Annotated in this window: 13 protein-coding genes; 11 read left to right on the top strand and 2 right to left on the bottom strand. The window is 73.2% G+C overall.

Annotation, left to right across the window (positions count from 1 at the left end; genetic code table 11):
• The first annotated feature begins 30 nt into the window (after nt 1–30).
• The 7 genes from RDV89_RS11015 to RDV89_RS11045 all read left to right on the top strand — a co-directional run bounded on the left by RDV89_RS11015 (nt 31) and on the right by RDV89_RS11045 (nt 7,630).
• On the top strand, nt 31–825 hold the full coding sequence (locus RDV89_RS11015; protein ID WP_315733093.1) for an IclR family transcriptional regulator: 795 nt from the start codon (nt 31–33) through the stop codon (nt 823–825).
• Nucleotides 822–2,045, top strand: a complete 1,224-nt coding sequence (locus RDV89_RS11020) for a CaiB/BaiF CoA transferase family protein (protein ID WP_315733094.1) — start codon at nt 822–824, stop codon at nt 2,043–2,045. The genes RDV89_RS11015 and RDV89_RS11020 overlap by 4 nt, the downstream gene beginning before the upstream one ends.
• A gap of 67 nt (nt 2,046–2,112) precedes the next feature.
• On the top strand, nt 2,113–2,958 hold the full coding sequence (locus tag RDV89_RS11025) for a cyclase family protein (RefSeq protein WP_315733095.1): 846 nt from the start codon (nt 2,113–2,115) through the stop codon (nt 2,956–2,958).
• Entirely contained in the window at nt 2,951–4,387 is a 1,437-nt protein-coding gene (locus tag RDV89_RS11030; protein WP_315733096.1) for an MmgE/PrpD family protein, read from the top strand. Before RDV89_RS11025 ends, RDV89_RS11030 begins: the two co-directional genes overlap by 8 nt.
• Nucleotides 4,388–4,419: 32 nt before the next feature.
• Nucleotides 4,420–5,883, top strand: coding sequence for a dihydroorotase (locus RDV89_RS11035; RefSeq protein WP_315733097.1), 1,464 nt, complete (start codon nt 4,420–4,422; stop codon nt 5,881–5,883).
• Entirely contained in the window at nt 5,880–6,761 is an 882-nt protein-coding gene (locus RDV89_RS11040) for an HpcH/HpaI aldolase/citrate lyase family protein (RefSeq protein WP_315733098.1), read from the top strand. Before RDV89_RS11035 ends, RDV89_RS11040 begins: the two co-directional genes overlap by 4 nt.
• On the top strand, nt 6,758–7,630 hold the full coding sequence (locus RDV89_RS11045) for a DUF3891 family protein (RefSeq protein ID WP_315733099.1): 873 nt from the start codon (nt 6,758–6,760) through the stop codon (nt 7,628–7,630). The genes RDV89_RS11040 and RDV89_RS11045 overlap by 4 nt, the downstream gene beginning before the upstream one ends.
• A 190-nt stretch (nt 7,631–7,820) precedes the next feature.
• On the opposite strand, the gene RDV89_RS11050 is transcribed toward RDV89_RS11045, so the two are convergent.
• Nucleotides 7,821–8,450 (bottom strand): M23 family metallopeptidase, encoded by a 630-nt coding sequence (locus tag RDV89_RS11050; protein WP_315733100.1) that lies wholly within the window; start codon nt 8,448–8,450, stop codon nt 7,821–7,823.
• Nucleotides 8,451–8,563: 113 nt separating this feature from the next.
• On the opposite strand from RDV89_RS11050, the gene RDV89_RS11055 reads away from it, so the two are divergent.
• Nucleotides 8,564–8,989 carry a Fur family transcriptional regulator gene (locus RDV89_RS11055; protein ID WP_438823270.1) on the top strand — a complete coding sequence of 142 codons (426 nt, stop codon included), beginning with the start codon at nt 8,564–8,566 and terminating at the stop codon, nt 8,987–8,989.
• 71 nt (nt 8,990–9,060) lie between these two features.
• A complete protein-coding gene (gene katG, locus RDV89_RS11060) occupies nt 9,061–11,313 on the top strand; it encodes a catalase/peroxidase HPI (protein ID WP_315733102.1) in 2,253 nt (750 codons plus the stop codon).
• Between the two features lie 89 nt (nt 11,314–11,402).
• On the opposite strand, the gene RDV89_RS11065 is transcribed toward katG, so the two are convergent.
• Nucleotides 11,403–12,164, bottom strand: a complete 762-nt coding sequence (locus tag RDV89_RS11065; RefSeq protein WP_315733103.1) for an IclR family transcriptional regulator — start codon at nt 12,162–12,164, stop codon at nt 11,403–11,405.
• A 102-nt stretch (nt 12,165–12,266) separates the two neighbouring features.
• Between RDV89_RS11065 and RDV89_RS11070 the strand changes: the two genes are divergently transcribed.
• The gene (locus RDV89_RS11070) at nt 12,267–13,070 is read left to right on the top strand and encodes a CoA transferase subunit A (protein WP_315733104.1); all 804 of its coding nucleotides are present in this window, start codon (nt 12,267–12,269) and stop codon (nt 13,068–13,070) included.
• Nucleotides 13,067–13,708: a 3-oxoacid CoA-transferase subunit B gene (locus RDV89_RS11075; protein ID WP_315733105.1), complete on the top strand. Its 642-nt coding sequence runs from the start codon at nt 13,067–13,069 to the stop codon at nt 13,706–13,708. The genes RDV89_RS11070 and RDV89_RS11075 overlap by 4 nt, the downstream gene beginning before the upstream one ends.
• The last annotated feature ends 22 nt before the right edge of the window (nt 13,709–13,730 follow it).

A 13,730-nucleotide genomic window follows, 5' to 3' on the forward strand; every position in this document is an offset into this window, starting at 1 on the left:
ACAGACGACCACGACGCTCGAGGAGGAGCCATGGAACGGACACCCGCCGACCCGAGGTCGGGACTGCTGCGAGCGATGGCCGTGCTGAGCCTGATCGCCGAGCGCTCGCCCACCCGGCTCGGCGTCTCGACCATCGCCCGCGACCTCGACCTGCCCAAGGCCGTCGCCCACCGGATCCTCAAGGAGTTCACGGCGGCCGACTACCTCGTCTTCGACGACCGCACCAAGCGGTACCGCCTCGGCCCGTCGTCGCTGACGCTGGGGCTGGCGGCGCTGCGCGACCTCGACGTGCCCAAGATCGCCCGGCCCCACCTCGATCGGCTGGTCGCCGCGACCGGGGAGACGGCCACGCTGTCGGTCCGCAACGGATCCGCCCGGGTGTACGTCGACCAGGTGCTGTCCTCCCACGAGATCCGCATGTCGATCTCGCTGGGCACCTCGCACCCGCTGCACGCGGGCTCGTCGTCCAAGGCGATCCTGGCCCACCTCGGCGAGGCCGAGCTGGACGCGTACCTCGCGACCGCCGCGCTGGAGCGGGTCACCGCCCAGACGATCACCGACCCCGTCGCGCTGCGCGCCGACCTCGAGCGGGTCCGCGAGCTCGGCTACGCCGTCAGCGCGGGGGAGCGGCAGTCCGGCGCCGGCAGCGTCGCCGCCCCCCTCTACCGCGCCTCCGGCGAGGCCTTCGGGTCGATCTCGCTGTGCGGCCCGCGGGACCGCTTCACCCCCGAGGCGTACGAGGAGTACGCCCGCCTCGTCCTCAAGACCGCCGCCGAGATCAGCGCCGAGCTCGGCTACAAGCCCTCCCGGGAGGACCCCTCATGACCGTCGCGACCGACACCCCCACCGACACCGCCCGCGGGCCGCTGCACGGGGTCCGGGTGCTGGACGTCTCCACCATCCTGGCCGGACCGCTGGCCTGCCAGATCCTCGGCGACTACGGCGCCGACGTGATCAAGGTGGAGCACCCCCGGCTCGGCGACAGCATGCGCGGCCACGGCCCGGTCAACGGCGACGTGCCGCTGTGGTGGAAGGAGGTGTCCCGCAACAAGCGCGGGGTGGCGATCGACCTCGGCAAGCCCGAGGGCGCGGAGGTGCTGCGGACCCTGCTCCGCGATGCCGACGTCCTCGTCGAGAACTTCCGCCCGGGCACCCTCGAGCGCTGGGGTCTCGACCCGGCCTCGCTGATCGAGGAGAACCCCCGTCTCGTCGTCGCCCGGGTGACGGGGTTCGGCCAGACCGGGCCGTACTCGGCGCGGGCGGGCTTCGGCACCCTGGCCGAGGCCATGAGCGGCTTCGCCCACCTGACGGGTGACCCCGGGGGGCCGCCGACGCTGCCGGCGTTCGGGCTGGCCGACACGATCGCCGGCATGGCCGCGTCGTCGGCCATCTCGATGGCGCTGTACGCCCGGGAGCAGAGCGGCCGCGGGCAGGTGCTCGACATCAACCTGCTGGCGCCCATCATGACGGCCGTCGGGCCGGGTCCGACCGCGTACCAGCAGACCGGCGAGATCGGGATGCGGCAGGGCAACAGGTCGGTCAACAACAGCCCGCGCAACACGTACGAGACCAAGGACGGCCACTGGGTCGCCATCTCGACGAGCGCCCAGGCCATCGCCGAGCGGGTCCTGCGTCTCGTCGGCCACCCCGAGGTCATCGACGAGCCGTGGTTCGTCAGCGGCCGCCAGCGTGCGCAGCACGCGGACCTGCTCGACGACTACGTGGGCTCCTGGATCCGCGAGCGCACCCGCGCCGACGTGACGGCCGCGTTCTCCGAGGCGGGTGCCGCCGTGGCGCCGGTCTACGACGCACGCGACATCGTCGAGGACGAGCACGTCCTGGCCACCGGGATGATCACGTTCGTCGAGGACGACGAGCTCGGTGAGCTGGCGATGCACGGGCCCCTGTGGGGGATGTCCGAGACGCCGGGGAGCATCCGGTTCACCGGTCGCCCGCTCGGCGCCGACACCGACGCCGTCCTCCGCGAGGCGGGGATCGCCCCGGACCGCGTCGCCGAGCTGCGGGAGCGCGGCGTGGTCACCTGACGCGACGGTGCCGCGCGCACCCACCCACGACGACCTCCGCGATCGAAGAGAACTGGGGACCACCCGGATGACCACGACCACCCGCACGACCACCGACCCGCTGCTCGCCGCCGTGCAGCAGGGCGTCGAGGTGCACGACCTCGGCCGCCCCCTCAGCATCGGGATGCCGCAGTCGCCGAACCACCCGGCGTACTGGCACTCCCTGCCCCGCCGCCACGGCGACATGGTGCGCGGCGACGGCGGGTCGGCCGCCAACGACTTCATCTCGATGGGCACGCACGTGGGGACCCACATCGACGCGCTCGCCCACGTCTCGCAGGACGGTCTGCTGCACGGGGGCGTCGACGCCGCCCAGGCCGGCGTCGGCGGTCGCTACCTCGAGCACGGCGTGCACACGATCGCCCCGATGGTGCGGCGCGGCGTGCTGCTGGACGTCCCTGCCACGCTCGACCTCGCGGACGGCTGCGAGGCCGGCTACGAGATCACGGTCGCGGACCTCGAGGCGACCGTCGAGCGCCAGGGCACCGACGTGGGCGCCGGTGACGTGGTGCTGATCCGCAGCGGCTGGGGCCGCCACTTCCACGACCCCGACCCCTCGGTCTACCGCGGCGCGGCGTCCGGTGTGCCCGGCGTGAGCGAGGCCGGCGCGGCCTGGCTCGCCGCCCGGGACGTGCACGCCGTCGGCGCGGACACGATCGCCTTCGAACGGCTCGCCCCCGGGGCCGGGCACGCGTCCCTCCCGGCCCACCGCGTCCTGCTGGTCGAGAGCGGCATCTACATCGTCGAGGCCCTCGACCTCGACGGCGTGGCGCAGGCCGCGGTCCACGAGTTCACCTTCGTGCTCTCGCCCCTCCCGCTCGTCGGCGCGACGGGCTCGCCCGTGCGGCCCCTCGCGGTGGTGTCCCGTGGCTGAGCGGACCCTGGCGCAGCAGCTGGCGGCGTTCGCGGTCGAGACCCGCAGGGTCGGCGCGCCCGAGCAGGTCCGGGCGAGCGTCCGGCAGCGGGTGCTCGACGTGGTCGGGCTGTGCCTCGCCGCGCAGCGGCTCGAGACGAGCCGCGCGGTCGTCGACCTCGTGGCCTCCCAGGGCGGCACCCCGCAGGCGTACGCCTTCGGTGTCGCCGACCGCGTGCCCGCCGCGCAGGCCGCGCTCCTCAACGGCGTGCTGGCGCACTCCCTCGACTTCGACGACACCCACCTGCCGTCGGTGCTGCACCCGAGCGCCGCGGTGGTGCCCGCGGCGCTCGCGGTCGCGGAGATGGTCGACGCGCCCGCCGAGGCGCTGCTCGACGCCGCCGGCGTCGGCCTCGAGGTCGCGTGCCGGCTCGGCATGGCGGGCTACGACCGCCGGCTCGGCAACTCGGTCTTCTTCGAGCACGGGCAGCACGCCACCTCGATCTGCGGCGCGATGGGCGCCGCGGTCGCGGCCGCCCTGCTGTGCGGCCTCTCCGAGAGCCAGGTGGTCGACGTGCTCGGGGTGACCGCGTCGATGGCGGCCGGGATCATCGAGGCCAACCGCACGGGCGGCACCGTCAAGCGGATGCACTGCGGCTGGGCGGCCCACTCCGCCGTCATGGCCACCGAGATGGTCCGGCGCGGGATCACCGGTCCGCCGAGCGTGCTCGAGGGACGGTTCGGGTTCTTCGAGGCGTTCCTGCGCGGCGAGGCGGACCTGGGCGAGGTCACGGACGGCCTGGGTCGGACGTGGGCGGTGCCGGGGATCTTCTTCAAGCCCTACCCGGCCAACCACTTCACCCACACGAGCGCCGACGCCGGCATGCGCTTCGCGCAGCAGGGCGTACGCCCGGAGGACGTCGCCGCGATCGAGCTGCGGGTCCCCTCCGCCGTCGTCCGCACGATCGGCGAGCCGCTCGACGTCAAGCGGGCTCCGCAGACCGGCTACCAGGCCCAGTTCAGCGGCCCCTACGTCGTGGTCGCCGGGCTGCTCAACGAGGGCCGCGGCCTCGGTCTGGGGCTGGCGGACTTCACCGACGAGCTCGCCCAGGACCCCCGCCGGCGGGACCTGATGGCGAAGGTGACGGTCGTCGCCGACGAGGAGTGCGACCAGATCTTCCCGCACCAGTTCCCCGCGGTGGTGCGGTTGACGACCCACGACGGCGTCGAGCACGTCGAGCGGGTCCTCGCCAACCTGGGCGGCCCGGAGCGGCCGCTGTCCGACGACGACCTGGCCGCCAAGTTCCGCGAGAACTGCCGCGACCTCCTCGAGGCCACGGCCATCACCGACATCCAGCAGCTCGCCCGCGAGCTCGACGGCCGGCGCTCGGTCCGCGACCTCATGCAGGCCGCCGCCACCGCGGCGCTCGCCGGGACCCCGACCCGGTGACCCCACCGACCCACGACGAAAGGCACATCGAGATGAGCACCCCCGACCTCGTCATCACCAACGTCCGCGTGGTCCACCACGACCACCCCGAACCGCAGGCGTGGGACGTCGCGGTGACCGACGGCGTGATCACCGCCGTCGGGGCCGACCTCGACACGGACGGCGCCGAGGTCGTCGACGGCGCCGGCCGGCTGCTCTTCCCCGGCGTCGTCGACGCCCACCAGCACTGGGGCATCTACAACGAGCTCTCCGTCGACGCCGAGACCGAGAGCCGCGCGTGCGCCCAGGGCGGCGTGACGACGGCGCTGAACTACATGCGCACCGGTCAGTACTACCTGAACCGCGGCGGGTCCTACCGCGACTTCTTCCCGCGGGTGCTCGAGGCCTCGCAGGGCCGCTCGTTCGTCGACTACGGCTTCCACCTGGCCCCGATGAGCAAGGAGCACCTCGGCGAGCTGTCCGACCTCGTCACCGACCACGGGGTGACGTCCTTCAAGATCTTCATGTTCTACGGCAGCCACGGCCTGCACGGCCGGTCGAGCAGCCAGAGCGACTTCCTGATGATCCCGGAGGACGAGCGCTACGACCTGGCGCACTTCGAGTTCGTCATGCGTGCGGTCCAGAAGGCGCGGGCGGACCACCCCGAGCTCGCGGACGAGATCTCCCTCTCGCTGCACTGCGAGACCGCCGAGATCATGACGGCGTACACGAAGCTCGTCGAGGAGCAGGGCGAGCTGACCGGGCTCGCGGCCTACAGCGCCTCCCGGCCGCAGCACTCGGAGGGCCTGGCCGTCACCATCGCGTCCTACCTGGCCCACGAGACGGACCTGCCGACGATCAACCTGCTGCACCTGTCGTCCGCGAAGGCCATGGACGCGGCGCTGCGCATGGCCGCGACGTTCCCGGAGGTCGACTTCCGGCGCGAGGTCACCGTGGGGCACCTGCTCGCCGACATCGACACGGCGTCGGGCCTCGGCGCGAAGGTCAACCCCCCGATCCGGCCGCGCGAGGACGTCGAGGCCCTGTGGCGCCACGTGCTGGCCGGCGAGGTCAGCTGGGTCGTCAGCGACCACGCGTGCTGCCGCGAGGAGCTGAAGTTCGGCGAGCCGGCCGACGACGTGTTCGTCGCCAAGTCCGGCTTCGGCGGCGCCGAGTACCTCCTGGCGGGCATGGTCAGCGAGGGCGGAGCACGCGGCCTGCCGATGGGCGAGGTCGCCCGGCTCACCGCCTGGAACCCGGCGGAGCGCTTCGGGCTGCGCACCAAGGGCGCCGTGGCCGTCGGTTTCGACGCGGACCTCGTGCTGGTCGACCCCGACCACACCTGGACGGTGAGGGCGAGCGAGAGCGAGTCGACCCAGGAGTACACGCCCTTCGAGGGGATGGAGCTCACGGCCCAGGTCACCGACACCTTCCTGCGCGGCGCTCGCGTGCTCGCGGACGGCAAGGTCGTCGGCGAGCCGACCGGTCGGTACCTGCGCCGGCCGACCGGCCGGTGACGGGCGCGACCAGGCCCGCCCGGTCGCTGCTCTACGTGCCCGGCGACCGGGAGGGCTGGGCCGAGAAGGCCGCACGGTCGGGGGCCGACGCGTTGATCCTCGACCTCGAGGACGCGGTGGCGCCTCCGCGCAAGGACGAGGCCCGGCGACTGGTCGGCGCGCTGACCGGCGCGCCCCCGGGGTCAGTGGCTCACCAGCTGTGGGTGCGGATCGACGCGGCGGAGCCGGAGGACGACCTGGACGCCGTCGTGGGTCCGGGCCTGCACACGGTGGTCGTGCCCAAGGCCGAGCCCGACCTGGTCGACCGGGTGGCGCGGCGGCTCGACGAGCTCGAGGCGCGCCGCTCGCTGCGTCCGGGGAGCGTGGGGGTCGTGGCCCTGCTGGAGTCGGCCCGGGGGATCGCGACGGTGGACCAGGTCGCGGCGCACCCGCGCGTGCGCCGGCTCGCGATCGGCGAGGCCGACCTCGCTGCGGAGCTCGGCATGGTGCCCGGACCCGACCGGGAGGAGATGGCGCCCCTGCGCAACCGGGTCGTCCTCGCCTCCGCGCTCGCCGGCATCGAGCGCCCCATCGGTCCCGTGCACACGGTGCTGGACGATCCGGACGGTCTGCGCCGCTCCTGCCAGGTGCAGTTCCGGCAGGGCTTCCGGGGCCGGACGGCGGTGCATCCGCGCCAGGTCGCGGTCATCGCCGCGGAGTTCGCGCCCACGGCGGAGGAGGTCGAGCGCGCCCGCGCCCTGCTCGCGGAGTTCGAGGCATCGAGGGCCGACGGCAAGGCGGCGTACGCCGGTGCCTCCGGCTCGCTGGTCGACCCGGCGACGGTGCGCCGGGCCAGGGAGATCGTGGCCGAGGCGGCCGAGGGACAGGAGGAGTCGTGATCGTCAACCGCACCGGCGGGGACATCGAGCTGATCCACCAGGTCGAGCACGGCCGCATCGCCGGCGAGCTCGCGGAACGCTGGGGCGGCGGGGTCTTCGCCGCGCCGTCGCCGGTCCCGGCGGTGGCCCTGGCCGCCGCCAAGCACGACGAGGGGTGGCGGTCCTTCGACGGCGCGCTCCTGTTCGACGAGCTCGAGCGGCGCCCGCTGCACTTCCTCGACATCGACATCGACCGCCACATCCCGCTCTACGCAGCGGGGGTGGAGAAGGTGTCGATGCTCGACGCCTACGCGGGCCTGCTCGTCGGGATGCACTGGTCGGGGATCTACCGCGGCCGCTGGCAGCGTCCGCGAGCCGGCTCCCGACTGGAACGCACCCCGGAGGACCGAGCGCGTCAGGCCGCGGTCGTGCGCGCGGAGGAGGAGCGCTGGATCGGCGTGCGCGAGGAGGTGTGGACGGAGCAGGAGCCCCGGGCGCTGTTCGAGACGCGGCTGTGGCACCACTTCGAGCTGCTGCAGGTGTGGGACCTCCTGTCGTTGTTCCTCTGCGTCGTCCCGGACGAGCCGGCGCCGCGCGAGCCCGTCGTCCCGTGGGGACCCCAGCTGACCGGCGTGGACCACCGCTCGGAGTCGGTGCGGCTCCCCGCCGTGGGGCTGGGGCCGGGGGGCGAGCGTCGTCAGCTCGTCGCGCGGGTCGACGCTCCCGGCGTGGTCGTCGTCGACCCGTTCCCGTTCCTCGCGTCCTTCGACGTCCACGTCGAGGCCCAGGTACTCCCGGACCGCGGGTGGACCCGGGGCGAGGCGGTCGCCCACCTCGCTCGTCAGCCGATGCGCACCAAGACCTGGCGGGTGGCGCCGGTGCCGCGGTGAGCGGCGGCCGCCCACCCGGGCGTACCCGGAAGAAAACGCGGACGGAGCGCCAGAAAACGCGGACCCCGAGGCCGGTGGATCGCTCGTTCGTCCGCGTTTTCTCTCGGGCCCGGGTCGGGCGTGCTCGCCCCCGCAGACGCCGGCCGGACGCTGACGGCGCTCGCCCGGGGCCGGGGACGCGGCCACCCCCTCACGGACACGCCGTCTCCCGCTGCTGCACGTCGCTGCCACCGATCCGGCCGAGCGGGGTGCCGGGCGCGGCGGTCTCCGGGGCGATGAAGCAGCTGTAGTCGCTGCGGTTGAAGCCCTCGAGGTGCAGGTGCGGGCCGGTCCAGCAGCTGCTGTCGTAGGCGATGTCGCCGCCGACGACGCCGAGCACGGTGTCGGTGGAGACCGTGTCGCCCTCGGCAACGGTGACGTCCTCGAGGTGCAGGTACGCCACCCGGCCGATCTCGCCGGACGCGTCGCCGACCGAGACCTGGACGCCCTGCCCGCCTCCGCCGTTCGTGCAGGCCGGGGCGACCTTGGCGACGGTGAGGGTCAGGCCGTCGGGGCCGCTGAGGCGGGGGCGCACGGGCGTACCGGCCGCGAGGCCGTAGTCCGCCGACCAGTCGCCGGGGTAGCCGGTCTCCGCGTCGCGGAAGTTGTTCGCCGTATGGTGGCCCACGGGGTGGCTGGTGAGGGTCGCGTCGTAGTCGGCCTCGATGGTCACCGGCGGTCCGCCGGCGTGGGCCGCCGGGGCCAGCAGGGCGCTCGAGGCGGTGGTGGCGGCGGTCGTGGCGAGGGCCGCGACGGCCAGGGCTGCAGGTCGGATGCGCACGTTCCATCTCCCGAGAGTCGACGTTCGTTCCAGTCCTCCACGCTACGGAGACGACCCGCCCTGTCAAGGTTCTTGTTTGGAGTTGTTCCAGAAAACAGGTAATGTCCTGCCTCGTGAGCACCGACTTCCAGCAGCAGCTGCGGGGGGCCGGACTGCGTGTCACCCGGCCCCGGCTGGCGGTGCTGGACGCGGTCCGCGACCACCCCCACGCCGACACCGACACCATCCTCGGCGCCGTGCGGCGCCACCTGCCCGACGTCTCCGCGCAGGCGGTCTACGACTCGCTCAACGTGCTGACCACCTCGCGGCTGGTGCGCCGGATCAAGCCCAACGGCTCGGTCGCGCGCTACGAGACCCGCACGGGCGACAACCACCACCACGTCGTATGCCGCTCCTGCGGCGTCATCGCCGACGTCGACTGCGCCGTCGGCGAGGCGCCCTGCCTCACCGCCTCCGACGACCACGGCTTCGTCATCGACGAGGCGGAGGTCATCTACTGGGGCCGCTGCGCCGCCTGCGCGGTCGCCCCGGCGGTCTGAGACCGACGGGCGTACGCCCCCACGACAGCTTCCCGAATCTCCCCGATCCGCCCATCACCGGAAGGAACCTGATGTCCACCGAGCCCACTCCCGGCAACGAGCACGGACAGATCACGACCGACGAGCCGGTCCCGGCGCCGGGCGAGGCGTCCGGCTGCCCGGTCGCGCACGGCAGCGCGCTGCCGCACCCCACCCAGGGTGAGCCGAACCGCGTGTGGTGGCCCAACCGCCTCAACGTCGACATCCTCGCGAAGCACGCCCCGGCGAAGAACCCGCTGGGCGACGACTTCGACTACGCGGCCGCGTTCGCCTCGCTCGACCTGGCGGCCGTGAAGCAGGACATCGCGCACGTCCTCACCGACTCGCAGCCGTGGTGGCCCGCCGACTTCGGCAACTACGGCCCGTTCATGATCCGGATGGCGTGGCACAGCGCGGGCACCTACCGCGTCTTCGACGGCCGCGGCGGCGCCGGCGCCGGCATGCAGCGCTTCGCGCCGCTCAACAGCTGGCCCGACAACGTCAACCTCGACAAGGCCCGCCGCCTGCTGTGGCCGGTCAAGAAGAAGTACGGCCAGAAGATCTCCTGGGCCGACCTGATGATCCTCACCGGCAACGTCGCGCTCGAGGAGATGGGCTTCACGACCTTCGGCTTCGCCGGCGGCCGCGCCGACGTGTGGGAGCCGGACGACGACGTCTACTGGGGCTCGGAGACCGAGTGGCTCGGCACCGACCAGCGCTACTCGGGCGACCGCCAGCTCGAGAAGCCGCTCGGCGCCACCACGATGGGCCTCATCTACGTCAACCCCGAGGGTCCCGAGGGCCAGCCTGACCCGGTCGCCGCGGCCCGCGACATCCGCGAGACCTTCGGCCGGATGGCGATGAACGACGAGGAGACCGTCGCGCTGATCGCCGGCGGCCACACCTTCGGCAAGACGCACGGCGCCCACCAGGACGACAAGCTCGGCCCGGACCCGGAGGCCTCGCCCCTGGAGAACCAGGGCACGGGCTGGAAGAACGGCTACGGCACCGGCCACGGCGCCGACACCGTCACCAGCGGTCTCGAGGTCACCTGGACCTACCACCCCACCCGCTGGGACAACGAGTTCTTCCACATCCTGTTCGCCTACGAGTGGGAGCTCTTCCAGAGCCCGGCCGGCGCCAACCAGTGGCGGCCGAAGAACAACGGCGGCGCCGACATGGTGCAGGACGCGCACGGCGAGGGCCGTCGCGAGCCGCGCATGCTGACGACCGACCTGGCGCTGCGCTTCGACCCCGTCTACGAGCAGATCTCGCGCAAGTTCAAGGACGACCCGGTCGCGTTCGGCGACGCGTTCGCCCGCGCCTGGTTCAAGCTCACCCACCGCGACATGGGCCCGATCCAGCGCTACCTCGGCCCCGAGGTCCCGACCGAGGAGCTCATCTGGCAGGACCCGCTGCCGGCCGCCGAGGGCCAGCCCGTCGACGGCGAGGACATCGCGTTCCTCAAGAGCGAGGTGCTCAGCTCGGGCCTCTCGATCGGCGAGCTCGTCGCGACCGCGTGGGCGTCGGCGTCGACGTACCGCTCCAGCGACAAGCGCGGCGGTGCCAACGGTGCCCGCGTGCGCCTCGAGCCGCAGAACGGCTGGGAGGTCAACAACCCCGACCAGCTCGCCCGCGTGCTCGGCAAGCTCGAGGAGATCCGCTCCGCGTTCCACGAGAACTCGGGCGACAAGCGCGTCTCGATCGCCGACCTGATCGTCCTGGCGGGCTCCGCCGCGGTCGAGCAGGCCGCGAAGGACGGCGGCTTCGACATCGAGGTGCCGTTCACCCCGGGTCGCACCGACGCCACGCTCGAGCAGACCGACGTCGAGTCGTTCACGCACCTCGAGCCCGTCGCCGACGGCTTCCGGAACTGGACGGGCAAGGGCAACCGCCTCCCGGCCGAGTTCCTGTTCGTCGACCGCGCCAACCTGCTCGGCCTCACGGCGCCCGAGGCGACCGTGCTCGTCGGCGGCCTGCGCGTCCTCGGCACGAACCAGGACGGCTCCGCCACCGGCGTGTTCACCGAGAACGTCGGCACGCTGTCGAACGACTTCTTCGTCAACCTGCTCGAGCTCGGCACCGAGTGGACGGCGACGGACGACACCGAGCAGACCTACACGGGCACCACGGCGGCCGGCGAGACCATCGTCGGCAGCCGGGTCGACCTGGTCTTCGGCGCCAACTCCGAGCTGCGCGCCGTCGCGGAGGTCTACGCCAGCGACGACGCCCGCGAGAAGTTCGCCCGCGACTTCGTCGCCGCCTGGGTGAAGGTCATGAACGCGGACCGCTTCGACCTGGTCTGAACGTCACCCGCAGCACAGCGTCACAGCAGCACCGCCACGGCGGGTCCCGGTCACCGGGGCCCGCCGTTCGGCGTTCCGGGCGCGAGCGCTCAGCGCTGGTGGATCGCGCCGCCGAGCGAGTGGGCCGCCTTCAGCAGGAGCCGGCCGAGCTCGGGCTGCCGCTCGGGGCCGAAGCGGCCGACGACGCCGTTGAGGCTGAGCGCGCCGACGGGGCGCTCGGCCGCGTCGAACACCGCGGCCGCCATGCCCCAGCTGCCCTCGACGATGAGGCCCGGGTTGACGGCCCAGCCGGTACGCCGCACCTCGGCCAGGCGTCCGCGCACGGCGTCCGCAGAATGCGCGGCCCCGAAGGGCCCGGCGAGGTCGTGCTCGGCGAGGTGGCGCTCGACCTCGCGCTCGGGCAGGAACGCGAGCACCGCGATGCCCGCCGACACCACGCCGAGCGGGAACCGCGCGCCCTCGAACAGCACGTGGGAGCGCAGCGGGAACGCGCCGTCCTCGCGGATCAGGCAGACGGTCTCGTCGCCGCGCAGCACCGAGAAGAACGCGCTCTCCCCGGTCACCTCGGCCAGGCGGCGCACGACGGGGTGGGCGAGCGCGCGTACGTCGTAGCGTGGCGCCGCGGTGGCCCCCAGGAGGAACAGCTCCGCCCCCAGCAGCCAGGCGCCCGAGCGCGGGTCGCGGTCGACCAGCCCGTGCTCGGCCAGCGAGCTCAGCAGGCGGTGGACGGTCGCGCGCGGCAGCCCGGCGGCGTGCGCCGCCTCGGACGTGCCCAGCCCCTGCGGCTCGGCCTGCGACAGCACGCGGAGCACGGCGGCGGCGCGACCGACGACGTCCTTGGGGGTGTCCACCCAGTGAACGCTACCGGGAGGCGGTGTCCGGCTGGCAGGAGGTTGAGGCCCGTTCGGCGACGGCGCGTTGACGGCACCGGTGCGAGACGGTCGAATCGGCGCATGGACAAGGTGGTGACGTCGGCCACAGCGGCCGTGGAGGACATCGCGCCGGGCTCGAGCCTGGCCGTCGGCGGGTTCGGGGTCTGCGGGATCCCCTCGACCCTGATCGCCGCGCTGCACGCGCAGGGCGCGGACGACCTGGAGGTGTTCTCGAACAACGCCGGGATCGACGACTGGGGCCTCGGGATCCTGCTGGCCGCCGGGCGGCTGCGGCGCGTGGTCGCGTCGTACGTCGGCGAGAACAAGGAGTTCGCGCGGCAGTACCTGGGCGGCGAGCTCGAGGTCGAGCTGACGCCGCAGGGCACGCTCGCCGAGCGGCTGCGTGCCGGCGGCTCCGGCATCCCGGCGTTCTTCACGCCGACCGGGGTCGGCACCCAGATCGCCGACGGCGGCCTGCCGTGGCGCTACGACGCCGAGGGCAACGTGGTGCGTACCTCTCCGGCGAAGCAGACCCAGGTCTTCGAGACCGTCGACGGCGAGCGCGAGTTCGTGCTCGAGGAGGCGATCGTGGCCGACTTCGGCCTCGTGCGCGCCTGGAAGGGCGACCGCCACGGCAACCTCGTGTTCCGACGCGCCGCCCGCAACTTCAACCCGCTGGCCGCGATGGCCGGCCGGGTCACCATCGCCGAGGTCGAGCACCTCGTCGAGCCGGGCGAGATCGACCCCGACGACGTCCACACGCCGGGCATCTACGTGCACCGCGTCGTCGAGCTGAGCCCCGAGCAGGCCGACGACAAGCGGATCGAGAAGACGACGGTGCGTCCGCGCACCGAGCAGGCCACGGAGCAGGAGGGCGACCGATGAGCTGGGACCGCGACCAGATGGCGGCGCGGGCCGCCGCCGAGCTCGCCGACGGCGACTACGTGAACCTCGGGATCGGCCTGCCGACCCTGGTGCCCAACCACGTCGACGACGACAAGGAGATCGTGCTCCAGTCGGAGAACGGCATCCTCGGGCTGGGGGCGTACCCCGTCGAGGGCGACGAGGACCCCGACCTGATCAACGCCGGCAAGGAGACCGTCACGCTGCGCCGCGGCTCGTCGATCTTCGACTCCGCGACCAGCTTCGGGATGATCCGCGGCGGGAAGGTCGACGCCGCGATCCTCGGCGCCATGCAGGTCTCCGCGACCGGCGACCTCGCCAACTGGATGATCCCCGGCAAGATGGTCAAGGGCATGGGCGGTGCGATGGACCTCGTCCACGGCGCCCGCAAGGTCGTCGTGCTGATGGAGCACGTCGCCCGCGACGGCTCCCACAAGATCGTCGAGGAGTGCTCGCTGCCCTACACCGGCCGCGGCGTCGTGCAGCGGATCATCACCGACCTCGGCGTCATCGACGTGACCCCGGACGGCCTCGTGCTCGTCGAGCTCGCGCCCGACGTGACGGTCGAGGAGATCCAGGCCGCGACCGGGCCGACGCTGCGCGCGGCGGCCGACGCCTGAATCGCGCCCGGTCTCGCCTGGC

The organism is Nocardioides imazamoxiresistens (assembly GCF_032378595.1).
GTDB lineage: Bacteria > Actinomycetota > Actinomycetes > Propionibacteriales > Nocardioidaceae > Nocardioides > Nocardioides imazamoxiresistens.

Excerpts from the sequence above, each read along its gene's own strand:
- RDV89_RS11020 (WP_315733094.1), top strand. The coding sequence starts at position 822 with ATGACCGTCGCGACCGACACCCCCACCGACACCGCCCGCGGGCCGCTG.
- RDV89_RS11075 (WP_315733105.1), top strand. The coding sequence starts at position 13,067 with ATGAGCTGGGACCGCGACCAGATGGCGGCGCGGGCCGCCGCCGAGCTC.
- RDV89_RS11035 (WP_315733097.1), top strand. The coding sequence starts at position 4,420 with ATGAGCACCCCCGACCTCGTCATCACCAACGTCCGCGTGGTCCACCAC.
- RDV89_RS11070 (WP_315733104.1), top strand. The coding sequence starts at position 12,267 with ATGGACAAGGTGGTGACGTCGGCCACAGCGGCCGTGGAGGACATCGCG.
- RDV89_RS11025 (WP_315733095.1), top strand. The coding sequence starts at position 2,113 with ATGACCACGACCACCCGCACGACCACCGACCCGCTGCTCGCCGCCGTG.
- RDV89_RS11015 (WP_315733093.1), top strand. The coding sequence starts at position 31 with ATGGAACGGACACCCGCCGACCCGAGGTCGGGACTGCTGCGAGCGATG.
- katG (WP_315733102.1), top strand. The coding sequence starts at position 9,061 with ATGTCCACCGAGCCCACTCCCGGCAACGAGCACGGACAGATCACGACC.